Source organism: Coprococcus sp. AM14-16, from assembly GCF_003434675.1.
GTDB lineage: Bacteria > Bacillota > Clostridia > Lachnospirales > Lachnospiraceae > Coprococcus > Coprococcus aceti.
Window position 1 is genome coordinate 776,095 of sequence record NZ_QTLL01000002.1, and the last position, 21,532, is coordinate 797,626.

The following is a 21,532-nucleotide window of genomic DNA, read 5'->3' on the forward strand; positions in this document are numbered from 1 at the left end:
TCTGAACGCCCCACCGTGCTACAACCATAAAAAGGAGAGAAAAATGGCAGATATAATACTTCAGGCAAGAGACCTTTGCAAAAGCTTTTCCAGTGAGGGCATGCAGAATCATGTGCTCAACAACATGGATCTGGATATCTATAAGGGAGATTTTACAGTCATCATGGGAGCGTCAGGCTCGGGAAAATCCACACTGCTTTACAGTCTGTCCGGGATGGACAGACCGACTTCGGGAAAGGTCATATATGATGGCGAGGATATAACAGAATATAATGAGAAGCGCATGGCAGAACTCAGGGTGTATGAGTTTGGATTTGTGTTTCAGCAGATACATCTTGTTAGTAACCTCAGCATTAGAGAGAACATACTTGTGCCGGGTTATATGAATAAGAATACGAGCACAAAAGAGACTGAGAACAGGGCTGATGAACTCATAAAGAATATGAATATAGAAAGTGCTGCTGACAGACTTCCTGCACAGGTGTCTGGCGGAGAGGCACAGAGGGGAGCTATTGCCAGAGCGGTCATCAACAGTCCGGGTATCCTTTTCGCAGATGAACCGACAGGCGCATTAAACCGCAGAAATACCCAGGATGTGCTGGATCTTCTAACCGAGCTCAACGTGGAGGGACAGAGCATACTCATGGTTACCCACGATGTGAGAGCTGCCATCAGGGCGAACAGGATCATCTACATAGAGGATGGAAGAATCATAGGTGAGCTGAAACTGTCACAATATATTGAAGAAGACCGCAAGAGACGTGAGAGCCAGATAGATGCATGGCTTGGTTCCATGCAGTGGTAGGAGGTAAAGAATGAGATATATCATGATGGTGCTTCGAGGAAATATGAGAAGAAACAAGGGCGTGCATATAAGTGTGTTCGTGCTCATGCTTATCATTTCTCTGGCATTCTGTTCAGTGCTTTCTTACTACACGAATTCCATAAGGCATGATTCGGAAGCTATGGAAGAGGTTGGTTATGGAGGTATGCTTGCCGCACTTTATGGGGAGAACAGGCTGGATGCCTATGGAACAAGTGCAGACAAGATAATAAAGAACATTGGCAAATGTGATGCGGTGCAGGAAGTGAAAGCAGCAGATGTTGTGTATCTGCTGCTTAAGGACTGCAATGGAAAAGGCGGAAACAGCAGCTTCGTTTTGAATGATACAGACAGCGTGCTCACATATGATCAGTATGATGTGGATAACAAAATGACAGATCGCCGGCTTGAAAAAGGTGAGGTAAGTGTGCCGTTCAGTTTCATAGGTATGTATGACTGCAAGATTGGTGATACAGTCGAGCTGGGCAATGATAACGGTTCTTATACCTTCAAAGTTGCGTCATTTTTCGAGGATCCATATATGGGATCTTCGGTCATGGGAATAAAGACGATATTGATCTCAGATGAGGATTTTGCGGATCTCAAGGCAAAGGCTGCGGAAGATAATAGAAGCGGACTGGAAGATGACAAGAGATCCTTTGAATTGTCAAAGCTTATCATAATAGATAAAAAGCCGGGCCTGGACCTTACGGAGATGGAGTTTGAGAGAGAACTGAATAATGTGAGTGATTTCGCGTCATATTGCTGGATAACTTTATCAAAGGAGCAGGCGGGAAATTACATGCTTCTTATGACAAAGGTATTCTCCGCGGTGCTGCTTATATTTGTTGTGCTGCTTCTGGTGGCGGCTATGATAGTTCTAGGACACAACATCGGCAGCAGCATAGAGATGGATTTTGTTAACATAGGAATACTCAAAGCGGTCGGAATGACAAATGCATCGGTGAAGCTGGCGTTGCTTGCCGGGTATATGTGCACTGTGGCGACTGGACTGTTTGCTGGAATACCACTGGCCATTCCGATACTAAAAATTATAAATGGTGCCACAAGATCTTCTTCAGGACTTGAAGTTCCGTTTGATATTAATGTAGGACTTGTGCTGTGTGTCATATTGGCGATACTGCTTCTGGTAGCAGCATTTATCATGTTGAAGACAAGGAGAATATCCGAGGCCACACCTATAAAGGCGATAAGAGGTGGACGGGACAGTGTGCATTTCTCAAGCGTTCTGAAGCTTCCGGTCTCAGGCAAGAAACTTGGTGTGAGTCTTGCATACAGACAGTTTATATCTGAGAAGAAACAGTATGCCGCAGCCATCATAGTGACTGCTATACTTGCCATGTTCATGATACTTATGAATGATATGATGCGCTGGTTTAATTCACAGAATATGCTGGTGGATATGTTTTCAGTCACGAAGTATGACCTGACTGCTTCGTTTGTCGATGAGGATACGCAGAAGGATATAGAGAATGTTATATCAGAACACACAGCGTATAGAAAATATCAAATGTCCAGCGAGTACCTTCTGTTCGATGATGTGCAGATGTATTGTTATATAGTGGAGGACCCTGATATGATCAACACGATAAGAAAGGGAAGAACCTGCACATATGACAATGAAGTGCTGATAACCCAGTATGTGGCTGATGGATTTCACATGAACGTAGGTGACACAGTCACAGTCAAGCGCGGCGGCGTGGCAAGGAAGATGGTTATCTCCGGCATATATGATTCGGCAAATGATATGGGCAAGAACTTTGCAATTAGTAAGGCTGCATATAGTAAGTTTGCCCATGAAGAGACCGTAAGTGAGTCTGGTGTCAGTGGAGCTGCCAAAAGCAGTTCAGATGAAGAGGAATGGAGCGGCAAAGGAATATGTTATGATCTTGACAATACTGATGAATGTGATGCGATAATCCAGGAGATAGATAAGAGATATGGCGATAATCAGGGCATCACGTATTCAATACATTCAGCAAAGGATGATTTTGAAGGAGTGGCGGGTACAGTCAACATTGCAATACAGGGACTCACATTGCTCACATATATGTTGGGGGCTGTATTCGTGATAGTCACGGTCATAATCGTGTGTGGCAAGGTTCTCATGCGTGAGCAGAAGGATATCGGAATATACAAGGCACTTGGATTTACATCCTTCAGACTCAGATGCCAGCTTGCGGTCCGCTTTATCGTGACGGCAGTTGTGGGTTCGCTGCTTGGTATAGTTCTTGCACTTATCGTCAGCAAGCCATTCTTCAAGGCAGGATTTGAATCATTTGGAATATACAGTTTTAATTTAAGTACAAGCGTGATATCACTGGTTATACCATTGGTATTTATGAGCGTGTTATTCTCTGTGGTAGCATTTATCAGAGCGGGGAACATCAGAAAGGTTCAGCCGCAGGTGCTCATCGCAGATCAGTAGAAGTATATAGGAGAGTGGAACTATGTATACAATGTCAGTAGACAAGGTGGGTATATATAATGGATAAGTTGATCATATATCTGATATGTATAAATATACTGGGAGCTGTCCTTGATGGAGTGACGGCTGCGAGACGCAGGAGAACAAGCCATAAGGCGCTCAGTGTTCTGCTGGGGATCATAGCCATTGCCGGTGGTGCCCCTGGCATGATAATAGCATTTGCGTTGTGTGACAGGACTGCATCCAAGACGAATATGATGCTGAGAGTGTTCACAGTGTGCGTGTGTGTAATAGAGCTTGCGGTGTTCATGACTTGGAAGCTCAGACCTATGGGCAAATGGAGCTTTGCATTCTGGGATGTGTTTGTGGAATACAGATGGACATTGTGGTTCGTTGCGGCAGTGAGTGCTGTAACATTTGTCATGTTCGGAATTGACAAATACAGAGCGGTCAAGGGCGGATACAGGATACCTATAGCTGTCTTGCTTGGAATGGCATTTGCCGGGGGAAGTATCGGTGCTCTGCTTGGAATGGTGGTGTTCAGGCATAAGATAAGGAAGAATTATTTCTCGGTTGGAGTGCCACTTATACTTGTAATGCAGGTGGTGCTTTTGATGTGTGTGGTTAATCTGTTGTAGGATCCGCAAATATCCCCAGTTCAGGCGGATAGTTGGTAAATGCAAAGAATGCAACCGCGAGAATTGCCAGGATAGTCATGGAAACGTAGTCGTTTATGCACATTTGTCTGGATTTTGATCTGTTCTCGGTTCGCAGTGCATATATAACCCCGGCGAAATAAAGTGCGATGTTCAGAATTTCATAATTCCTGCCCAGTACACCGTTTAGTGTGTAAAACACGACAACAATGAATGCCATACCTGATAGGATACCGATAGTCCTTGCCGGAAGAAAATTTTCCGGCAGGGGCTTTTCTTGTATATGCGCCCAAAGAGATTCGGTCAGAGTCAGGAGGAGCATGGGAAAGAATATGAGTTTCAGGTGCTCCCAGGTCGACTCGTTCACGGCTGAGAACAGGCCGACAGCAGGATTGTCGCCCGACCATTCGTATGTGAAGTGGAGCAGGACGCCGAGGATCGATATGAAGATGAAGCGGAAAAGGTTGAGTTTGGATTTTATTTGCATTAAGGATTCTCCGATGAAAACAAGTGCTATATTACATAGTATATGACGAATATGGTATTTCATGTAGCGGAGAAAACGAAATTGCCGAAATTAAGATAAACATAATTGGGATATATTGTCGGTGATGTTATAATTATTTCAACGAATGTTTTGTTTAAAGGGGAAGTACATATGCGTTTGATCCATTTATCTGATCTTCACATAGGAAAGCGTGTAAATGAATTTTCCATGCTGGAGGATCAGGAGTATATATTAAAAGAAATACTGTGCATCATCGATGATGAGCAGCCGGATGGAGTCATCATAGCCGGGGATGTATATGATAAGTCTGTGCCGAGCGAGGAGGCGGTGAAACTGCTGGACAGATTTCTGACTTCGCTTGCAAAGAGAAAGCTGCAAGTATATATCATCAGCGGCAACCATGATTCGGCGGCCAAGCTGGCATTTGCATCAAGTCTGATTGATCTCAGTGGAATCCATATATCGCCGGTATATGATTCGGCACAGATAGCCATGATGGGAGATGGGTTGGTCAGACCATATAAGCTGGAGGATGGAAAAGGACAGATGGTGAACATATACATGCTGCCATTTGTGAAGCCGGCAATGGTCAGATCGGTGTTCCCTGATGAGGCGGATGATATAAATGATTACACGGATGCCTGCCGTGTTGCGGTGGAGTACATGGATGTTGATGAGAAGGTTACAAATATCCTTGTGGCCCACCAGTTCGTGACCGGGGCTGTGCGCTCGGAGTCGGAGGAGAATGTGGGCGGTCTGGACAATGTGGATGTGTCGGTATTTGACTCATTTGACTATGTGGCGCTGGGGCATATACATGGGCCGCAGAAGGTGGGCAGGGAGACTGTCAGATACTGTGGAACACCGCTTAAGTATTCACTTTCGGAGGCTAACCACACCAAATCGGTGACGGTTGTTGACATCCCTGAGAACAAGAAAATAGAGATAAGGACTGTTCCGCTTGTTCCGATGCATGAGCTGCGCGAGGTAAAGGGAACATTTGACGAGCTGATGGACAGGCGAAACTATGAGGGGACGGCTGTGGATGATTATCTGTATGTGGTTCTCACGGACGAGGATGACGTGCCGGATGCTTTGGGAAAACTCAGAACGGTCTATCCAAATGTGATGAAGCTTGGATACGACAACACCAGAACCCGTGTGACGCAGACGATAGACGATGGCGCTGTGCTTGAAGGGAAAAAGCCTATAGATCTGTTTGAAGAGTTGTATGAGAAGCAGAACAACCAGGAAATGAGCGATGAACAGAGGAGTTTTGTTCAGGATATTATAGACGTTATATGGAAGGAGGCCTGGTGATGAGACCCATAAATCTTACGATGTCGGCATTTGGACCATATGCGGGAGTCCAGATGCTTGACATGGCCCAGCTTGGGGCTGAAGGCTTGTATCTTGTGACTGGGGATACAGGTGCGGGAAAGACCACGATATTCGATGCCATCTGTTATGCGCTGTATGATGAGCCGAGCGGAGCGAGCCGTGATGCGAGGATGATGAGATCAACGTATGCCGATGTGGACACAGATACCTACGTTGAACTGACATTTGATCATATGGGGAAGACTTACAGAGTTAAAAGAAATCCTTCCTATGAGAGACGTAAGAAAAAAGGTGAGGGAACTACCCTGCAGGATGCGGCTGCAGAACTGTATCTGCCGGATGACTTGGTCATTGCCAACAGAACGAAGGTAAATTCATATCTTCAGGAATTGTTGGGTGTGGACAGAGAGCAGTTTTCGCAGATATCCATGCTTGCTCAGGGTGAGTTCAAGGAACTGTTGGTGGCGGAGTCCGGGGACAGACAGAAGATATTCAGCAAGCTTTTTCACACATCAAGGTATTTTGTTCTGCAGAAGCGTCTTCAGGATGAGACGAGAAGGCTTCAGAGTGAACGCGACGATATGAAGAAGAGTATAGAGCAGTATATATCCGGGATAGTCTGCGGAGAGGATGACCCGCTGGGGATCGGTGTCCAGAAAGCAAAGGACGGCCAGATGCCAATTGATGAGGTGATCACACTCATCGGAAAGCTTATTGTAACGGAGAAGGCAAGAACGGATTCATATGAGAAGCAGATCAGTACACTTGAGACCCGGGTCGGGGAACTTGACACGCTGATAGGCAAGGCACAGCAGACAGAGAAAGCCAGAGTGCAGCTTGAAAAGACACATTTGGAGCTTGCAAATGTACAGAATGACAGAACTGCTGCTGAGGCAGAGTTAAACAGGACAAAGGAAGCGCGCCCAGAAACGGAAGAGCTCCAAAGGCAGGCAGCAGTTATAAATAACGAGCTTCCAAATTATGAGAAACTGGACGAGAAGCGAAAAAATATTGTAGACGAGGAACAGCTCCTGCAAAGGCAAAATGAACAGGCAGAGAAGGGCAGAATGCTTGTGACAGACAAACAGAAGAGCATAGAAAAGCTGAGGCAGGAGCAGACACAGCTTGCGGATGCGGGGGAGAAAATAGTTGCAATCACGGCATCGAGGGAGAAGATGGCTGACGCTGTTGACTATCTGAATGACATAAGCAGACTGCTCATGGAATACAGCAGAAGAAAACAGGCGGTGGACAAAGCACAGAAGCAGTATCTGTTTGATAATGATATGTATACCAGAAAACAGGATTTGTATGAGCATATGAGCACGCTCTACAGGAATGCCCAGGCGGGAATCCTTGCAAAGGATCTGAAGGAGGGACAGGCGTGCCCTGTGTGCGGTGCGACGGAGCACAAACTCCTTGCATCGCTGCCAAAGGAGGCTCCGACAGATGCGCAGTTAGATGGTGCGAAGAAGGATGCGGACAGAGCACGCGACAGGGCAAATGCCAGTGCTACGGATGCAAAGGTAAAGCTTGCCAGTGTCATGGAGATCAGAAACAGCATTATTGAGCAGGCTGGAAGGAAATTTGACGATCCGGAGGATATAGACGGTCTGCCGGAAAAGGTTGAGAAGAATATTGGGTACTATAATGAGAAGATTGCGAAGACTGACAGACAGATCGAGGCTGAACGCAAAAGGGTCAGCAGAAGGGATGAGCTTGCTGCAAAACTTCCTCAGGAGGAAGAAGCATTTGCCGGGATGCAGGTGAAGCTGGCGGAGCTTGAGAGAAATATATCGGCGCTCACGGCAAAGATTGTCTCAGACAGAGAACAGGCGACAGAACTGGCCGCGGGGCTCAGATTCAGGAATCGGAGTGAGGCGGAAACGAAGATGAACGAGATTCTTGGCAGAGCAAAGAAACTGCAGAATTCATTTGACGCCGCTGAGAAGAGATATAATGCTGTGATCCAGGATATTAAGACGCTGGAGGGGCAGATAAAGGCTCTGACAGACACGCTGGAGTCAGCAGAAAAGCTCGAACTTGCCAGGCTTGAGGAAGATAAAAACGCAGCAAGAGATGAGCTGGGAAGGATCAGACTTCTCATGCAGGATGGAAACAGCCGCATCCGTGCAAATGAAACGGCGATGGCGAATATAAGCAGAAAGTCCGATGAGCTTTTGGCAAAAGAAAAGAAATATGTAAGCGTGAAGTCGCTCTATGACACTGCCTCAGGAAATGTATCCGGCAAGAACAAGATAAACCTTGAGGCGTATATACAGATGTCGTATTTTGACAGGATAATTCAGCGTGCAAATCTGAGATTCCTGAAGATGTCAGACGGTCAGTATGAACTGGGGCGTGTGACGGACAGCAGTGACAGGCGAAGCCAGATCGGCCTTGACCTCTGTGTTGTGGATCATTACAACGGCAGCAGACGAGACGTTAAGTCTCTTTCTGGGGGCGAGTCATTTATGGCATCACTCTCCCTTGCCCTTGGACTCTCTGATGAGGTGCAGGCTTCGGCTGGCGGCATACAGATAGATACGATGTTTGTGGATGAGGGCTTTGGCTCACTGGACACAGAAAAGACTCTGCCACAGGCATACAAAGCGCTGGTCAGCGTGACCGAGGGACGAAAGCTGGTGGGAATAATATCGCACGTGACTGAACTCAAGGAGAAGATTGACAAGCAGATCGTGGTGGAAAAGGACAGAACCGGCAGGGCGAAGGCGCGGCTGGTGGTGTAGGAATAGAAGGACGGTACAAAATAATGGAACTTTTTGATATATGCGACGAACAGGGCAACCCTACCGGAGACACAGTGGAGAGGAGCGAGGCACATGCAAAAGGCATATGCCACAGGACTGCCCATATCTGGATAGCGAAGAAAGAGAATGGCAGGTATAAGGTCCTTCTGCAGAAGAGGTCGATGGATAAGGATTCATTTCCTGGAAGGTATGACACTTCCTCTGCCGGACATATACAGGCAGGTGATGAACCGATGGAGTCGGCACTCAGAGAACTGGGTGAGGAGCTGGGAATAAATGCAAAAAAAGAAGACCTCGATTTTGCGGGAACATTCAGAATACAGTATGAGAAGGAATTTCACGGCAAAATGTTCAGGGATAATGAGGTGGCATTTGTGTTCGTGTACCAGAAACCGGTGGACATAGCAGACCTGACGATCCAGAAGGAAGAACTGGACGGCGTGAGCTGGTTTGATCTGGAGGAAACCTATGAGGCATGTAAGAACCATGACCAGAAGTTTTGCGTGCCGATTGGAGGGCTTGAGACGGTAGGGAAATACCTTAACGAAAGAATACGTTAAAGTTACTGAAAGAATTTTGCATGTAGCGTTGGCTCACGATGAAGACGTCTATAAAAGCGCTGACGTTTGTCAGATATCGTAAAGTGATTTATGAAAAAATAATCCAAATAAAAGGCTCAAATGAATCTTGATGATTGTAGTTGACTGGAGGAGAAGAGCGTGGAATACGATGAAAAATATTTAAATAAGCTCAGCCGTTTTATGAGTCTGATTCTTCGACACAGACCAGAAAGTATCGGAATCAGTCTGGATGAGCATGGCTGGGCAAATGTTGACGAGCTGTTGTCTGGTATTGGAGAACAACACTCGATCGATATGGATATGTTGGAAGAGATTGTCCGTGCTGACAAGAAACAGAGGTATTCATTCAACGAAGACAAGACTCTTATAAGAGCAAATCAGGGACATTCTATACCTGTTGATGTCGAGCTGGACGAGGTGAGTCCGCCGGAAGAATTGTGGCACGGCACGGGTGAAAAGTATGTACAGGATATAGAAACAGAGGGACTTCTGCCTAAGAGCCGTCTGTATGTCCACTTGTCAAATGACAGAGACACAGCATTTAAGGTGGGACAGCGACATGGAAAACCGGTTTTGTATATTGTAAGATCTGGAGAGATGTACAGGGATGGATATAAGTTCTATCTTTCGAAGAATGGCGTGTGGCTTACGAAAGCAGTTCCGGTGAAGTATCTGCAGAAGCAGTAGAATACAGCTCTGTCAGTTGGGGGATAGTAGGAAAAGTAAGGATTTGTATAAGTCAGGAACAATGGTTACAGCTCTGTCAGTTAGTGGATAGCTGGAAAAAAGCCAGGGCGTAAAGAAAGGCATTACATATAAAAAATATGTTGCCAGACTAGTTAGCTTGTGCTAACATAACATATGTTATGGAAAACGACAAGCGCAGTGAAACGATAGAAAAACTGAAAAAAGCAGGTAAAGAGGAATTCCTTAAAAATGGTTACCAGAGGGCAAGTCTTAGAATGATATGCAATAGTGCGGGAGTTACCACCGGAGCCTTCTACTTTTCATTTGAGAGTAAGGAGGCTCTGTTCAAGGCGATACTCGAACCGCTTGTGAATCAATACGAGGTCATGCTTGGAAAACTTATGAAGGGGGAGATTGAGAACCCCGGCACGGGCGTAGATGCAGACAGGATCATGATGCAATTTCTTCTGGCACACAGGGAAGAGGCAATGATCATCATGCATGGCGCTGACGGCAGCTGCTATGAGAATTATCACCAGAGGGTTGAGGAGTTCATGAGACATTCATTTGCGGCATATTACAGGTCACAGCTTGGATGCGAGCCGGATGAGACTTTGGTTCGCGTGCTGGCGAAGATTCGGCTTGAAGGAGCCATGGCGATACTGGACGAGGATGTAGATGTGGAGAAGAAAATGTATCTGACAGAAAAGATCGGCATTCATGCCACTGGCGGTACAGAAAAGTTGATAGAGAGTTTAAAGAAAGAGGTTCATCGATGATGAACCTCTTATTTTTACGAACATAACAAAACATGACAAATGTTATATTTCATAAGGAGGGGCCCACGTAAGTGGGAGGATTCCGGCAGAGGAAGCGCACTGATGTGCGCGCAGGTCATCAAGCTGCGCTTGACGACATGTTGTGAAGCACGCAAACGCCGCGCGCAGCGCCTCTCATGCGTTTGCTCCATATAAGGAGGGGCCCACGTAAGTGGGAGGATTCCGACAGAGGAAGCGCACTGATGTGCGCGCAGGTCATCAAGCTGCGCTTGACGACATGTTGTGAAGCACGCAAACGCCTCATGCGTTTGCACAATTAAAAAGCAGGAGGAAATGAGAAAATGGTTAGCACACAGAACGATACAGTACGCAGATCAAAGGTAGACATAACGGGAGTCCCGGAGACGATGCTCCAGACACTCTATGCCAGGGCGAAGGAATCGAGAAAGTCGGATCATGTCATATATGACGGCAAGGCTATAGAGATAGTGGACAGTCTGGATTATGACTTTTCACTGGCGGACAAGGATCTGGCGATGGGAAGCGGAGTTATAGCGAGAACCATAGTGCTTGATAAGCTTGTATCAGAATTCCTGAAGAAGCACAAGGGTGCTGTGGTTGTGAATATCGCCTGTGGTCTTGACACCCGTTGCTATAGAAATGAGGGTAAATATAAAGGCTGGTACAACATTGATCTCCCGGAGACCATGACTGTAAGGGCAAAGTTCCTGCAGGAGGACGGACCGGTGTACCAGATAGCAGAATCCGCCATGGACGGCAAATGGGCAGACCTGGTAGAGTATGCAGGTGAACCTGTGCTGGTCATCATAGAGGGGCTTACGATGTATCTCACAGAAGCTGATGTGAAGAAAATATTCGACATAATAGACAGGAAATTTACTCATGCTACGGTGCTCGTAGAGACTATGGCTCCGTTCATGGCAAAGCATATCAAGGAGAAATCCATCCATGGAAGCCATGCCAGGTTTTCCTGGGGCGTGCCAAATGGAAAGAAGCTGGCGGAGATCATACCGAAATACAGATACATAGAACAGCACAGTCTTGTAGAAGGAATGGCTGAGTTCATACCGGTATATAAAGTCATTGGCAAAATACCATTTGTCAGCAATATATCAAACAAGATAGTAGTGCTGGAAAAGTGATAAAAAAGTGTTGACATAAAGTTAAAAGCCATTTATGATACAGTAAAATGCAAATGACTTGCAAATTCGAAAAAGAGGAATATTATGGCGAGGGAGTATAAAACGAGAATAAGTCAGGCTATAGAGGCATTTGCTGCAGAGAGGCAGGACAGAGGGTTTTGCGCGGCTGATGTAAGTGTGTATTTGGATGAGAATGGCATAGATGCGAATACAACAACTGTATATCGCAATCTTGACCGCATGGTTACCCAGGACAAATTGATAAAGTATCAGAGTGCTGATGGTGGTTCAAGTATGTATAGAATGGAAAAGGCTGATCATAGTTGTCACGAACACCTTCATATGCAGTGTGTTAAGTGCGGAAGAGTCATACATATTGACCGCGATACCATGAATCACATAGCTAAAGGAGTTCAGGAGAGGTATGGATTTATGATCGACTGTGACAGATCGTCGATATGTGGTATTTGCAAAGATTGTCAGAGGCGTTGTGGAGTCGCTGTAGTCTAAACTAAACGTGATTGTTACAGATGGGATTGTATCGTTACGGTCACAACGAAAACTATATATCCCCAAATTCCTACAATGAAAATGAGGTGTGCAGAATGAGTAAAAAGAGAATAATGTCATGGATTCTTATAGTGTTCTTTATATCGGGAGTACTTTTCTCTTATGGCTATATTGCGTGCAATGTGGAGCATGACTGTACGGGGCAGGAATGTCCTATATGTATGCATTTGCAGCAGGCTGCACAGTTCCTTTCAAATATAAAGACAATGTCAACTACGCCAGTGTTCCTGGCGTTCTTAAGTGTGTTCACACTTGGAGTTGTATTGGTGTATACCCACGAGTATTGTACCGATACGCTCGTTTCCCTGAAGGTGGAATTGCTGAATTGATTTAAAGTACGGATATTGGCTGAGAATTGCGTCTGGAAATACATCTAAAGATAAGGGCGAATACTTATTATTGATGTTTTTTGATCTAGAGGCAGTTTATTAAATTTACCCAATTATAGGCATCAAAATATGCCTGTCAATTTTATCAATCAATTCGGAGGTTTATTGATCATTATGAAAAATAGAATATTTGGCCTTGTTATGGCATCGGTACTTACTGTTTCAGCATTTTGTGGCTGCGGAGCATCAATGATGGCAGCAGATTCTGATCAGAAAGGGGGCAGTGTGCCTGAAAATGCGGCAAGTGCTGCGGCGTACAGCATTGTATGTACGACTTTTCCTCAGTATGACTGGATCCGCAATATTATAGGCGGTGATTCCGACAAGTTTCAGCTTACTATGCTGCTCGATCAGGGGATGGATCTTCACAGTTATCAACCAACTGCAGAGGATATAGCAAAGATAGCTGACGCAGATATGTTTGTGTATGTTGGCGGTGAGTCTGATGGCTGGGTGGATAGTGCCCTGAAAGAAGCGACTAATAAGGATATGAAGGTTGTAAATATGCTTGACGCTTTGGGAACTGCAGTCAAAGAGGAAGAGGTAGTTCCAGGCATGCAGGCAGAGGAAGAAGAGGAAGGAGAGGAAGGCCCGGAGTATGATGAACATGTATGGCTTTCACTCAAGAACGCAGTGGCATTGACGAATGTGTTGGCGGATAATATCCAGGCACTTGATCCAGATAATAAATCTGATTACATGGAGAATGCAGGCAAGTACGTTGATGAACTCAATGATCTTGATGGAAGGTACGAACTAACAGTTTCTAAGGGAAAACGTCAGGCAATTCTGTTTGGCGACAGATTCCCTTTCCGATATATGGCGGATGATTATGGCCTTACTTACTATGCTGCATTTGTGGGATGCAGTGCTGAGTCGGAGGCAAGTTTTGAGACGATAACATTCCTTGCGCAGAAGGTGGATGAGTTAAAGCTTCCGGTTATTCTGACGATAGAGGGTGCAGATCACAGTATAGCAGAGTCGATAAAGAAGACAACAGATTCGAAAAATCAGGAGATCCTGACGATGAATTCCATGCAGTCTGTGACTGCAAAGACTGTAGCTGATGGTGAGACGTATCTGAACGTGATGGAAGATAACTTGAACGTACTTTCTCAGGCATTGAATTAATTGCTGAACAATAAAACAAATTTAGATTTATAGGAGAAAACAAATGTCATATATAACATGTAAAGACCTGGCAGTCGGGTACGACGGAAGAGCAGTTGCGTCAGGCCTTAATTTCAGTATAGACAAGGGAGACTATCTCTGTATAGTTGGAGAGAACGGAGCGGGAAAGAGTACCTTGGTAAAAACTCTGCTTGGCCTGTTGAAACCGGTTTCAGGAGAGATAAAGTTTGGCGATGATCTGACATCGCGTGATATAGGCTATCTGCCGCAGCAGACACCTGTGCAGAAGGATTTCCCTGCGACTGTATGGGAGGTGGCTTTGTCGGGAACGCTGCCTAAGTGCGGAGCACGTCCTTTTTATGGCAGAAAGGAAAAGCAGCTTGCGCAATCTCAGCTTGAACGACTTGGAATGTGGGATATACGCAGGAAATGTTACAGGCATTTGTCGGGAGGACAGCAGCAGCGCGTCCTTCTGGCGAGAGCCCTGTGTGCAACTGAGAACCTTCTTCTGCTTGATGAACCGGTAACTGGCCTTGATCCTGTCGCAACGGCACAGTTCTATCAGATGATACAGCAGTTAAATGAAAATGGTGTGGCAGTGATCATGATATCACATGATCTGAGGGCAATAGATTGCGCCAGACATGTGCTTCATATGAATCATGGGGGCTCGTTCTGGGGCAGCAGAGAGGAATATAAGAACAGCAGATATTGGAACATCATTTCGGTAGAATATGAGAAAGGTGGTGGACAGAGTGCAGCTTGTTGATAAGTTAATTTACTATATGCAGTATCCATTTGTTAAGTATGCTCTTGTGGTTGGTATTCTTATAGCATTGTGTTCGTCACTTTTCGGTGCAACATTGGTTTTGAAAAGATTTTCATTTATCGGCGATGGACTTTCGCATGTTGCATTTGGAGCAATGGCGGTAGGATCTGTTCTGAAACTGACAAACAACACGATCATAGTGATGCCGGTGACTGTGGCTGCTGCAATTCTCATACTTATGTCGGGACAAAATGTGAAGCTTAAGGGAGATGCCGCGATAGCCATGATGTCTGTCGGTGCTTTAGCCGTAGGTTATCTGATAATGAATGTATTTTCCACGTCGGCAAATGTATCTGGCGATGTGTGCTCAACGTTGTTTGGTTCAACATCCATACTGACATTGACAATGGGAGAAGTGTGGCTGTGTATAGTTATGTCAATATGTGTAATAGCGTTTTTCTGTTTGTTCTACAACAGGATATTTGCAGTCACATTTGACGAGAGTTTTACCAGGGCAATCGGGAAAAATGCAGGGGCATATAATCTGGCGCTGGCGGTGATAATCGCTGTGATAATAGTGCTTGCAATGAATCTGGTGGGCTCCCTGCTCATCACGGCGCTTCTGGTATTCCCTGCACTTTCGGCAATGAGAGTTATGTATAGTTTCAGGTCAGTGGTATTATATTCGGCTGTATTGTCAGTTGTGGGAACTTTGACCGGCATGCTGGTATCCATATTATTTTCAACACCGGTAGGATCTACGATAGTTGCGTGTGATATGGTTATATTTGCATTTAACAGTATAGCAGGGAAAGTGATGAGGAGATAAGAATATGTATATGAATAGAAATAGAAGAATGCATGGATGCAGACACAGATTTAAGCGATTGATTATGTCAATATTGGTGCTGAGTATGTTGCTGACTGTCACAGGCTGTGGTGGAGCATCTCAGACTGCGGGCAGTCGTTTGAACACACAGAATGCAGTGGATAAGGTGCTTAATCAGAAAACAGGCGATGGTGATGTGGAAAGCAAGTCGTCGGCGGGAGCCACAACAGAGACGACGATCACAACAGAGACGACGATCACAACAGAGATGCAAACCACGACAGAGACAGAATCCGCATCTGTAACTGAGGCGACATCAGAACCAACATATGGACAGGTCGTGAATGGAGACAGCTCAGTTATAGCGCAATACAAGTCTGAGGGTGTGGATGTGGATCTCACACTTATGGGAAGCGATCTTGTATATGCGACGGTATATCAGATGATGTCAAAATCTGAGGAATATGAGGGCAAGACGATAAGAATAGAGGGAAAGTATTATGCATCCTATTATCCAATAACAGACAAATATTATAATTACTGCCTTATAGCCGATGCTCTGGCATGTTGCAGTCAGGGACTTGAATTTGAACTCGGTGGAGATGCCGTATATCCAGATGATTACCCGGCGGATCAGAGCCAGGTGATAGTGACGGGAGTATTTGAAACTTACACAGAAGAGGCTGGACAGACATTTTATTATTGCAGGCTGAGAGATGCAGAATATCAACTGGTATCGACAGAGAATCAGTAGAGTATAAATTGCATAACATTTTTGGAATCCGGGCAGATCAAAGTGCCCGGATTTTTTGAGTAAAAAATATTCAGAATCAGGAGGCACATAGCTGCATCAAAACCAGGAATCACATAGAAAAATATGGCAAAATGACGCAAATATACTAAAAAGCATTAAAAATAGCTAAAAAATGATAAAATTACTTAAAAAAGAATTTGATATATTGTAAAAACTATGCTAATTTTGAATAAAGGTAAATATTCAGCGCAGCAGCGAAAGAGCACGGGAACCGTGCGGTTTTGCGAATGTATGGTCGGCTGAATACATTAAAATACACAGAAGGGATGTGATGAAGTGAAAGAGAAATACAAAGGTGTACAAAAACTCACAGACAATCCGTTCCTCAACCTCTATCATATAGATGCGGTTGACACGGCTGGAAAAGACTTCAATTATTACTTTGCTTCAAGGAATAAAGAGAACGACATCAAGATAAAGACCCACGATATAAAACCGGAAGGAATAGTTATATATGGAGTTAAGCTGGAAGATGAGCCGAAGCTGGTGCTCATAAGGCAGTACAGATACCCACTCGATACATATATATATGAACTTCCTGCAGGACTGGTGGATGGAGATGAGACTCCGGCGCAGGCAGCAGTCAGGGAGATGAAGGAAGAGACGGGGCTTACCCTTGATGTATATGAGGGCGGAGAAGAACTCTACAGAAGGCCATTCTATATGGGCCCGGGATTTACGGATGAGATGAGCAGTGCTGTATTTGGAACAGTTACAGGAACACCAAATCTCGACAGCAAGGAGAGCACAGAGGACATACAGGTCATACTCGCAGACCGAGGTGAGGTCAGAAGAATCCTGTCAGAGGAACAGGTGTCGCTCAGAGGAGCATACCTCATGACACATTTTCTGGCTGAGGGAGATCCACTAGAATTCCTGAGAAAATAGGAAGCGCTGAGCAGTGATTGCTCAAACAGCAGAACGTTCATAAAAGGGCATACTAAATGAGAAAAAAGAAGGAGAAGTAGAAAGATGAGTTACAGAGACACATATGATTTTTGGATGACAGATGATTATTTTGATGAGGACACCAGGAAGGAGCTTGCAGCCATAGCTGATGATGAGGCTGAGATCGAGGACAGATTCTATCGTGATCTTGTATTTGGAACTGGTGGACTCAGAGGTGTGATAGGCGCGGGAACCAACAGAATGAACTTCTACACCGTCCGCAAGGCTACACAGGGTCTTGCAAACTTCATTGTGAAGCAGAATGCGCAGGACAAGGGCGTGGCAATAGCATACGATTCAAGAAAGTATTCTCCAGAGTTTGCAGCAGAAGCAGCTCTCTGCCTGTGTGCAAATGGAATCAAGTCATATCTCTTTGAGTCACTCAGACCTACACCTGAGCTTTCATATGCAGTCAGAAAGCTTGGATGTACAGCAGGTATAGTTATAACAGCCAGCCACAATCCACCAGAGTACAACGGTTACAAGGTATACTGGGAGGATGGCGCGCAGATCACAGCTCCAAAGGACAGAGAGATCATCGCAGAGGTTAAGGCTGTAACAGATTTCCATACAGTAAAGACCATGGATAAGCAGGAGGCACTTGACAAGGGCCTTCTCACTATCATAGGTGCCGAGATAGATGACGCGTATATGGAGGAACTAAAGAAGCAGATCATTCATCCTGAGATCATCAAGGAGCAGTCAGAGAACATCAAGATCGTATACACACCGTTCCACGGAACCGGTCTTGTACCTGTAAAGAGAGTTCTGTCCGAGCTTGGTTTCAAAAACGTATACATTGTTCCTGAGCAGGAGCTTCCAGACCCTGAGTTCACAACGCTTGAGTATCCAAACCCAGAGGATCCAAAGGCATTTGAGCTTGCCCTCAAGCTGGCAAAGGAGAAGAATGCGGACATAGTTCTCGCTACAGATCCTGATGCAGACCGTCTTGGAATATACGCACTCGATACAAAGACAGGCAAGTATATGCCATTTACAGGAAATATGTCAGGACTTATAATCGCTGAATACCAGTTCAGAGAGAGAACAAAATGCGGTCTCATGCCAAAGAATCCGGCCATGGTCAAGACTATTGTAACCACAAATATGGCTGATCCACTGGCTGCAGATTACAATGTCAACCTCATCGAGGTTCTAACAGGCTTCAAGTTCATCGGTGAGCAGATCAAGTTCTTCGAGCAGAATAATTCATACAATTTCGTAATGGGTATGGAGGAGAGCTACGGATGTCTCGTTGGAACATACGCAAGAGACAAGGATGCTCCGGTTGCAGTTATGTGTCTCTGCGAGGCTGCTGCATACTGCAAGAGCCAGGGAATCACTCTGTGGGATCACATGCTTGATCTCTATGAGAAGTACGGATATTACAAGGAAGGCCTCTACACAATAACGCTCAAGGGTGTTACAGGAGCAGAGAAGATCCGCAAGATCATGTCCTCACTCAGAGCTGAGTCACTTACTCAGATCGATACACTCAAAGTTCTCAAGGTTCGTGATTACGAGAAGAACACGATCACAGATCTTGCCACCGGAGAGGTCACAGAGTCAGGACTTCCACAGTCCAACGTTCTCTACTACGACCTTGAGGATGGCGCATGGGCATGTGTACGTCCATCAGGAACAGAGCCAAAGATTAAGCTGTACTACGGAATCAAGGGAACAAGCCTTGATGACGCAGATGCAAAGCTTGAAGCTCTCCAGACAGCACTTGTTGAGAAGCTCAACAAGCTGGCAGAGTAGCATAAGTATAATATATAGCAAATACAAAAAAGCGCCGTCTGGTCTGGTGACCGGACGGCGCTTTGCTGTCCTTATACGATGACGTCGAACTGTATGTAGTCTCCCTGGTCGGTATTTACCGTGTCGAGATATATTTTACCATTGTACTTGTCGGTCAGTTTTTTCAGGTTGTAGAGACCGTAACCTTGGCCATGTCTGTCTCCGGTTTTGGTGGTATATCCCGGTGAGAACATATTCTGGCGGAATTCGTTGGTTTTGACGGAACCCTTGTTTCTTGTTCTTATTTCTATCTGGTTCTGCCTGCTGTCCAGGTACAGATATGCAGTGCCAAATGGGGCGGTCGATTCAAGCGCATTATCGATCAGTATACCGATGATCCTGATCAGTTCATACTCCGGCATTCGGCTCTTCAGATCCCTGGATGCCACCTGGACTACGAGCTCCTTCTGATCCTTCTGTGCCTCCGTGATCTTGCTGTACACAAATCCGGCTACAACGCTCAGGTTGATCTTGAGCAGATCACAAATGGCCTCTGTAAAGGAATAAAAAAGGTCGGTTATATTACAAGTCAATTGCAGAAAATATAATTCTTTTAGTTAATACCACCATAATAAAACGGCTGCAATATACATCTGCGCAACAAAGTGATATAAATTGCAAGATTAAATATTGAATTTAAAAACTGCTTAATATATTATACAAATAACAATAAATTAGCTAAAAATAGCCTAATAAAATGAACGGAAGATAAATTGTGGATAGATAAAAAGGAAAAATCTGTGTGGCCTGTGAGGTCAGGAAAGGGGTAGAAGATGGACGCAAAGCAGAGATACGAGATGTGGCTTGGCAGCGATCAGGTAGATGATGTTACGAAGCAGGAGCTCGTAAACATAAAGGATAATGAAGCGGAGATTGAAGATAGATTTTACACAAACCTTGAGTTTGGAACAGGTGGACTTCGAGGCGTGATGGGAGCGGGAACGAACCGCATGAACATTTACACGGTTCGCATGGCAACACAGGGAATTGCTAACTACCTGGCGAAGATCGGAATATCAGAGCCGTCGGCAGCTATAGCATTTGACAACAGAAACAATGCTTCGCTGTATGCGCTTGAAACTGCTCTCTGCCTGTGTGCAAATGGCGTGAAGGTGTATCTGTTTGATGCGCTCCGCCCGACACCGGAGCTTTCATTTGCAGTGAGACATCTGCACTGCAATATCGGCGTGAATATAACGGCAAGCCACAATCCAAAGGAATACAACGGATATAAGGTTTACTGGGATGATGGAGCCCAGATCGTATCTCCTCAGGATAAGGAGATTATTGCAGAGGTCAACAATATAGAAGATTTCTCCATGGTTAAGACTATGGACAAGGACGCTGCAATAGATGCAGGACTGTTGAATGTGATCGGTCAGGAGATCGATGACGCATATATAGGAGAGCTTCACAAGCTTGTCATGAATCCGGAGGAGATTCAGAAGGCGGGAGATCTGAAGATCGTATATTCTCCGCTTCACGGAACAGGCCTTAAGCCTGTTACAAGAGTTCTCAGCGAACTTGGTTTCAAGGATGTACATGTCGTTGAGGAACAGGCTGTTCAAGATGGTAATTTCCCAACTGTAAAGTCCCCAAATCCTGAGGGCGCAGAGGCGTATGCCCTGAGTCTTGAGCTGGCGAAGAAGGTCGGCGGAGAGCTGATTCTTGTCACAGATCCTGATGCGGATAGGCTTGGAATGTATGGATATGACAGCAAGAATAATGAGTATAAAGAATTTACGGGCAATATGTTCGGTGCGATCCTCTGTGATTACGTGCTGATGCAGAGATCCCAGAGCGGAAGACTGCCTGAGAATCCGGCGATTGTAACTACGGTTGTTATCACCAATATGGTCAAGGAGATATGTAAGAAGTACAACACCTTCTGTGACTGCAACAACCTGATCGGATTTAAGAATATAGCATCGAGAATGAGGGCTTATGAGCAGACAGGTGAACACAATTATGTGTTCGGGCTTGAAGATACATTTGGATGTCTGCCTGGTACATATGCAAGGGACAAGGACTCGGTTGGAACGCTGATGCTTCTCTGTGAGGCTGCGGCATACTACAAGAACCGTGGCATGACTCTGTGGGACAGAATGGTTGAATTGTGGCAGGAATATGGTTACTACAAAGAGAAGGTTCAGACCATGAAGTTTGATGGACGCGAGGGTGCTGCAAAGATACAGTCTATGATACAGACGCTGAGAGATAATCCGGTGCAGAAGGTCGGAACTTACAGCGTGGAGAAAATCTACGACTACAAGCTTGGAACAGAGACAGACGCAGCGACAGGCAAGTCCGAGGCGGCGGTGCTTCCAAAGTCCAACATGATATATTATCAGCTTGCGGATGGCGCATGGTTCCTTGTGAGACCTTCAGGCACAGAGCCGAAGATTAAGTTCTACCTCGGGGTAAAGGGAAGCTCTCAGGAGGATGCGGCAGAGCAGCTTGACGAGCTTGCGGTAAATGTGAAGGCGATGTTCTCGTAAAACGGGATAACTGGTAAGAAACGGAA

The 21,532-nt window shown here is 45.4% G+C and carries 20 protein-coding genes; 18 read left to right on the forward strand and 2 right to left on the reverse strand.

What is annotated here, in order from left to right:
• The first annotated feature begins 43 nt into the window (after positions 1 to 43).
• The 3 genes from DW159_RS09500 to DW159_RS09510 are packed head-to-tail and all read left to right on the forward strand — an operon-like array spanning position 44 to position 3,910.
• The gene (locus tag DW159_RS09500; protein WP_117550280.1) at positions 44 to 805 is read left to right on the forward strand and encodes an ABC transporter ATP-binding protein; all 762 of its coding nucleotides are present in this window, start codon (positions 44 to 46) and stop codon (positions 803 to 805) included.
• Positions 806 to 815: 10 nt separating this feature from the next.
• The gene (locus DW159_RS09505) at positions 816 to 3,272 is read left to right on the forward strand and encodes an ABC transporter permease (RefSeq protein ID WP_117550282.1); all 2,457 of its coding nucleotides are present in this window, start codon (positions 816 to 818) and stop codon (positions 3,270 to 3,272) included.
• 59 nt (positions 3,273 to 3,331) lie between these two features.
• Positions 3,332 to 3,910, forward strand: coding sequence for a DUF1294 domain-containing protein (locus DW159_RS09510; RefSeq protein ID WP_117550284.1), 579 nt, complete (start codon positions 3,332 to 3,334; stop codon positions 3,908 to 3,910).
• On the opposite strand, the gene DW159_RS09515 is transcribed toward DW159_RS09510, so the two are convergent.
• Entirely contained in the window at positions 3,897 to 4,415 is a 519-nt protein-coding gene (locus DW159_RS09515; protein WP_117550286.1) for a DUF6512 family protein, read from the reverse strand. The two genes, DW159_RS09510 and DW159_RS09515, sit on opposite strands and share 14 nt — an antisense overlap.
• A 171-nt stretch (positions 4,416 to 4,586) precedes the next feature.
• Between DW159_RS09515 and DW159_RS09520 the strand changes: the two genes are divergently transcribed.
• From DW159_RS09520 to DW159_RS09585, 14 genes are all read left to right on the forward strand, one after another.
• Positions 4,587 to 5,756 (forward strand): exonuclease SbcCD subunit D, encoded by a 1,170-nt coding sequence (locus tag DW159_RS09520; protein ID WP_117550288.1) that lies wholly within the window; start codon positions 4,587 to 4,589, stop codon positions 5,754 to 5,756.
• Positions 5,756 to 8,527, forward strand: coding sequence for an AAA family ATPase (locus tag DW159_RS09525; protein WP_117550289.1), 2,772 nt, complete (start codon positions 5,756 to 5,758; stop codon positions 8,525 to 8,527). Before DW159_RS09520 ends, DW159_RS09525 begins: the two co-directional genes overlap by 1 nt.
• A 23-nt stretch (positions 8,528 to 8,550) precedes the next feature.
• Entirely contained in the window at positions 8,551 to 9,108 is a 558-nt protein-coding gene (locus tag DW159_RS09530; RefSeq protein WP_117550292.1) for an NUDIX hydrolase, read from the forward strand.
• A 159-nt stretch (positions 9,109 to 9,267) separates the two neighbouring features.
• The gene (locus tag DW159_RS09535) at positions 9,268 to 9,816 is read left to right on the forward strand and encodes an RNA 2'-phosphotransferase (protein ID WP_117550293.1); all 549 of its coding nucleotides are present in this window, start codon (positions 9,268 to 9,270) and stop codon (positions 9,814 to 9,816) included.
• 179 nt (positions 9,817 to 9,995) lie between these two features.
• Positions 9,996 to 10,595 (forward strand): TetR/AcrR family transcriptional regulator, encoded by a 600-nt coding sequence (locus DW159_RS09540; protein WP_117550295.1) that lies wholly within the window; start codon positions 9,996 to 9,998, stop codon positions 10,593 to 10,595.
• 341 nt (positions 10,596 to 10,936) lie between these two features.
• Positions 10,937 to 11,758, forward strand: a complete 822-nt coding sequence (locus DW159_RS09545) for a class I SAM-dependent methyltransferase (protein WP_117550297.1) — start codon at positions 10,937 to 10,939, stop codon at positions 11,756 to 11,758.
• Positions 11,759 to 11,842: 84 nt separating this feature from the next.
• Complete coding sequence (locus tag DW159_RS09550) at positions 11,843 to 12,268, forward strand: Fur family transcriptional regulator (RefSeq protein ID WP_015534691.1); 426 nt, start codon at positions 11,843 to 11,845, stop codon at positions 12,266 to 12,268.
• 95 nt (positions 12,269 to 12,363) lie between these two features.
• Positions 12,364 to 12,657, forward strand: a complete 294-nt coding sequence (locus DW159_RS09555) for a hypothetical protein (RefSeq protein WP_117550299.1) — start codon at positions 12,364 to 12,366, stop codon at positions 12,655 to 12,657.
• Positions 12,658 to 12,831: 174 nt separating this feature from the next.
• On the forward strand, positions 12,832 to 13,848 hold the full coding sequence (locus DW159_RS09560; RefSeq protein ID WP_117550301.1) for a metal ABC transporter substrate-binding protein: 1,017 nt from the start codon (positions 12,832 to 12,834) through the stop codon (positions 13,846 to 13,848).
• A gap of 43 nt (positions 13,849 to 13,891) precedes the next feature.
• Entirely contained in the window at positions 13,892 to 14,617 is a 726-nt protein-coding gene (locus tag DW159_RS09565; RefSeq protein ID WP_117550303.1) for a metal ABC transporter ATP-binding protein, read from the forward strand.
• The gene (locus DW159_RS09570; protein WP_117550305.1) at positions 14,583 to 15,446 is read left to right on the forward strand and encodes a metal ABC transporter permease; all 864 of its coding nucleotides are present in this window, start codon (positions 14,583 to 14,585) and stop codon (positions 15,444 to 15,446) included. Before DW159_RS09565 ends, DW159_RS09570 begins: the two co-directional genes overlap by 35 nt.
• Before the next feature lie 10 nt (positions 15,447 to 15,456).
• Complete coding sequence (locus DW159_RS09575; RefSeq protein ID WP_242992660.1) at positions 15,457 to 16,200, forward strand: hypothetical protein; 744 nt, start codon at positions 15,457 to 15,459, stop codon at positions 16,198 to 16,200.
• A 336-nt stretch (positions 16,201 to 16,536) separates the two neighbouring features.
• Complete coding sequence (locus tag DW159_RS09580) at positions 16,537 to 17,148, forward strand: NUDIX hydrolase (RefSeq protein WP_117550306.1); 612 nt, start codon at positions 16,537 to 16,539, stop codon at positions 17,146 to 17,148.
• Positions 17,149 to 17,232: 84 nt separating this feature from the next.
• Positions 17,233 to 18,969, forward strand: a complete 1,737-nt coding sequence (locus DW159_RS09585; protein WP_117550309.1) for a phospho-sugar mutase — start codon at positions 17,233 to 17,235, stop codon at positions 18,967 to 18,969.
• Positions 18,970 to 19,040: 71 nt separating this feature from the next.
• On the opposite strand, the gene DW159_RS09590 is transcribed toward DW159_RS09585, so the two are convergent.
• The gene (locus tag DW159_RS09590) at positions 19,041 to 19,541 is read right to left on the reverse strand and encodes an ATP-binding protein (protein ID WP_242992661.1); all 501 of its coding nucleotides are present in this window, start codon (positions 19,539 to 19,541) and stop codon (positions 19,041 to 19,043) included.
• A gap of 240 nt (positions 19,542 to 19,781) precedes the next feature.
• On the opposite strand from DW159_RS09590, the gene DW159_RS09595 reads away from it, so the two are divergent.
• Positions 19,782 to 21,506, forward strand: coding sequence for a phospho-sugar mutase (locus DW159_RS09595; protein ID WP_117550313.1), 1,725 nt, complete (start codon positions 19,782 to 19,784; stop codon positions 21,504 to 21,506).
• Positions 21,507 to 21,532: the final 26 nt, after the last annotated feature.

What these genes read in the sequence shown, in the direction of transcription:
- DW159_RS09500 (WP_117550280.1), top strand. Translation starts at nt 44, where the DNA reads ATGGCAGATATAATACTTCAGGCAAGAGACCTTTGCAAAAGCTTTTCC.
- DW159_RS09575 (WP_242992660.1), top strand. Translation starts at nt 15,457, where the DNA reads ATGAATAGAAATAGAAGAATGCATGGATGCAGACACAGATTTAAGCGA.
- DW159_RS09565 (WP_117550303.1), top strand. Translation starts at nt 13,892, where the DNA reads ATGTCATATATAACATGTAAAGACCTGGCAGTCGGGTACGACGGAAGA.
- DW159_RS09560 (WP_117550301.1), top strand. Translation starts at nt 12,832, where the DNA reads ATGAAAAATAGAATATTTGGCCTTGTTATGGCATCGGTACTTACTGTT.
- DW159_RS09545 (WP_117550297.1), top strand. Translation starts at nt 10,937, where the DNA reads ATGGTTAGCACACAGAACGATACAGTACGCAGATCAAAGGTAGACATA.
- DW159_RS09525 (WP_117550289.1), top strand. Translation starts at nt 5,756, where the DNA reads ATGAGACCCATAAATCTTACGATGTCGGCATTTGGACCATATGCGGGA.
- DW159_RS09540 (WP_117550295.1), top strand. Translation starts at nt 9,996, where the DNA reads ATGGAAAACGACAAGCGCAGTGAAACGATAGAAAAACTGAAAAAAGCA.
- DW159_RS09515 (WP_117550286.1), bottom strand. Translation starts at nt 4,415, where the DNA reads ATGCAAATAAAATCCAAACTCAACCTTTTCCGCTTCATCTTCATATCG.
- DW159_RS09510 (WP_117550284.1), top strand. Translation starts at nt 3,332, where the DNA reads ATGGATAAGTTGATCATATATCTGATATGTATAAATATACTGGGAGCT.
- DW159_RS09550 (WP_015534691.1), top strand. Translation starts at nt 11,843, where the DNA reads ATGGCGAGGGAGTATAAAACGAGAATAAGTCAGGCTATAGAGGCATTT.
- DW159_RS09585 (WP_117550309.1), top strand. Translation starts at nt 17,233, where the DNA reads ATGAGTTACAGAGACACATATGATTTTTGGATGACAGATGATTATTTT.
- DW159_RS09595 (WP_117550313.1), top strand. Translation starts at nt 19,782, where the DNA reads ATGGACGCAAAGCAGAGATACGAGATGTGGCTTGGCAGCGATCAGGTA.
- DW159_RS09505 (WP_117550282.1), top strand. Translation starts at nt 816, where the DNA reads ATGAGATATATCATGATGGTGCTTCGAGGAAATATGAGAAGAAACAAG.
- DW159_RS09520 (WP_117550288.1), top strand. Translation starts at nt 4,587, where the DNA reads ATGCGTTTGATCCATTTATCTGATCTTCACATAGGAAAGCGTGTAAAT.
- DW159_RS09530 (WP_117550292.1), top strand. Translation starts at nt 8,551, where the DNA reads ATGGAACTTTTTGATATATGCGACGAACAGGGCAACCCTACCGGAGAC.
- DW159_RS09570 (WP_117550305.1), top strand. Translation starts at nt 14,583, where the DNA reads ATGAGAAAGGTGGTGGACAGAGTGCAGCTTGTTGATAAGTTAATTTAC.
- DW159_RS09555 (WP_117550299.1), top strand. Translation starts at nt 12,364, where the DNA reads ATGAGTAAAAAGAGAATAATGTCATGGATTCTTATAGTGTTCTTTATA.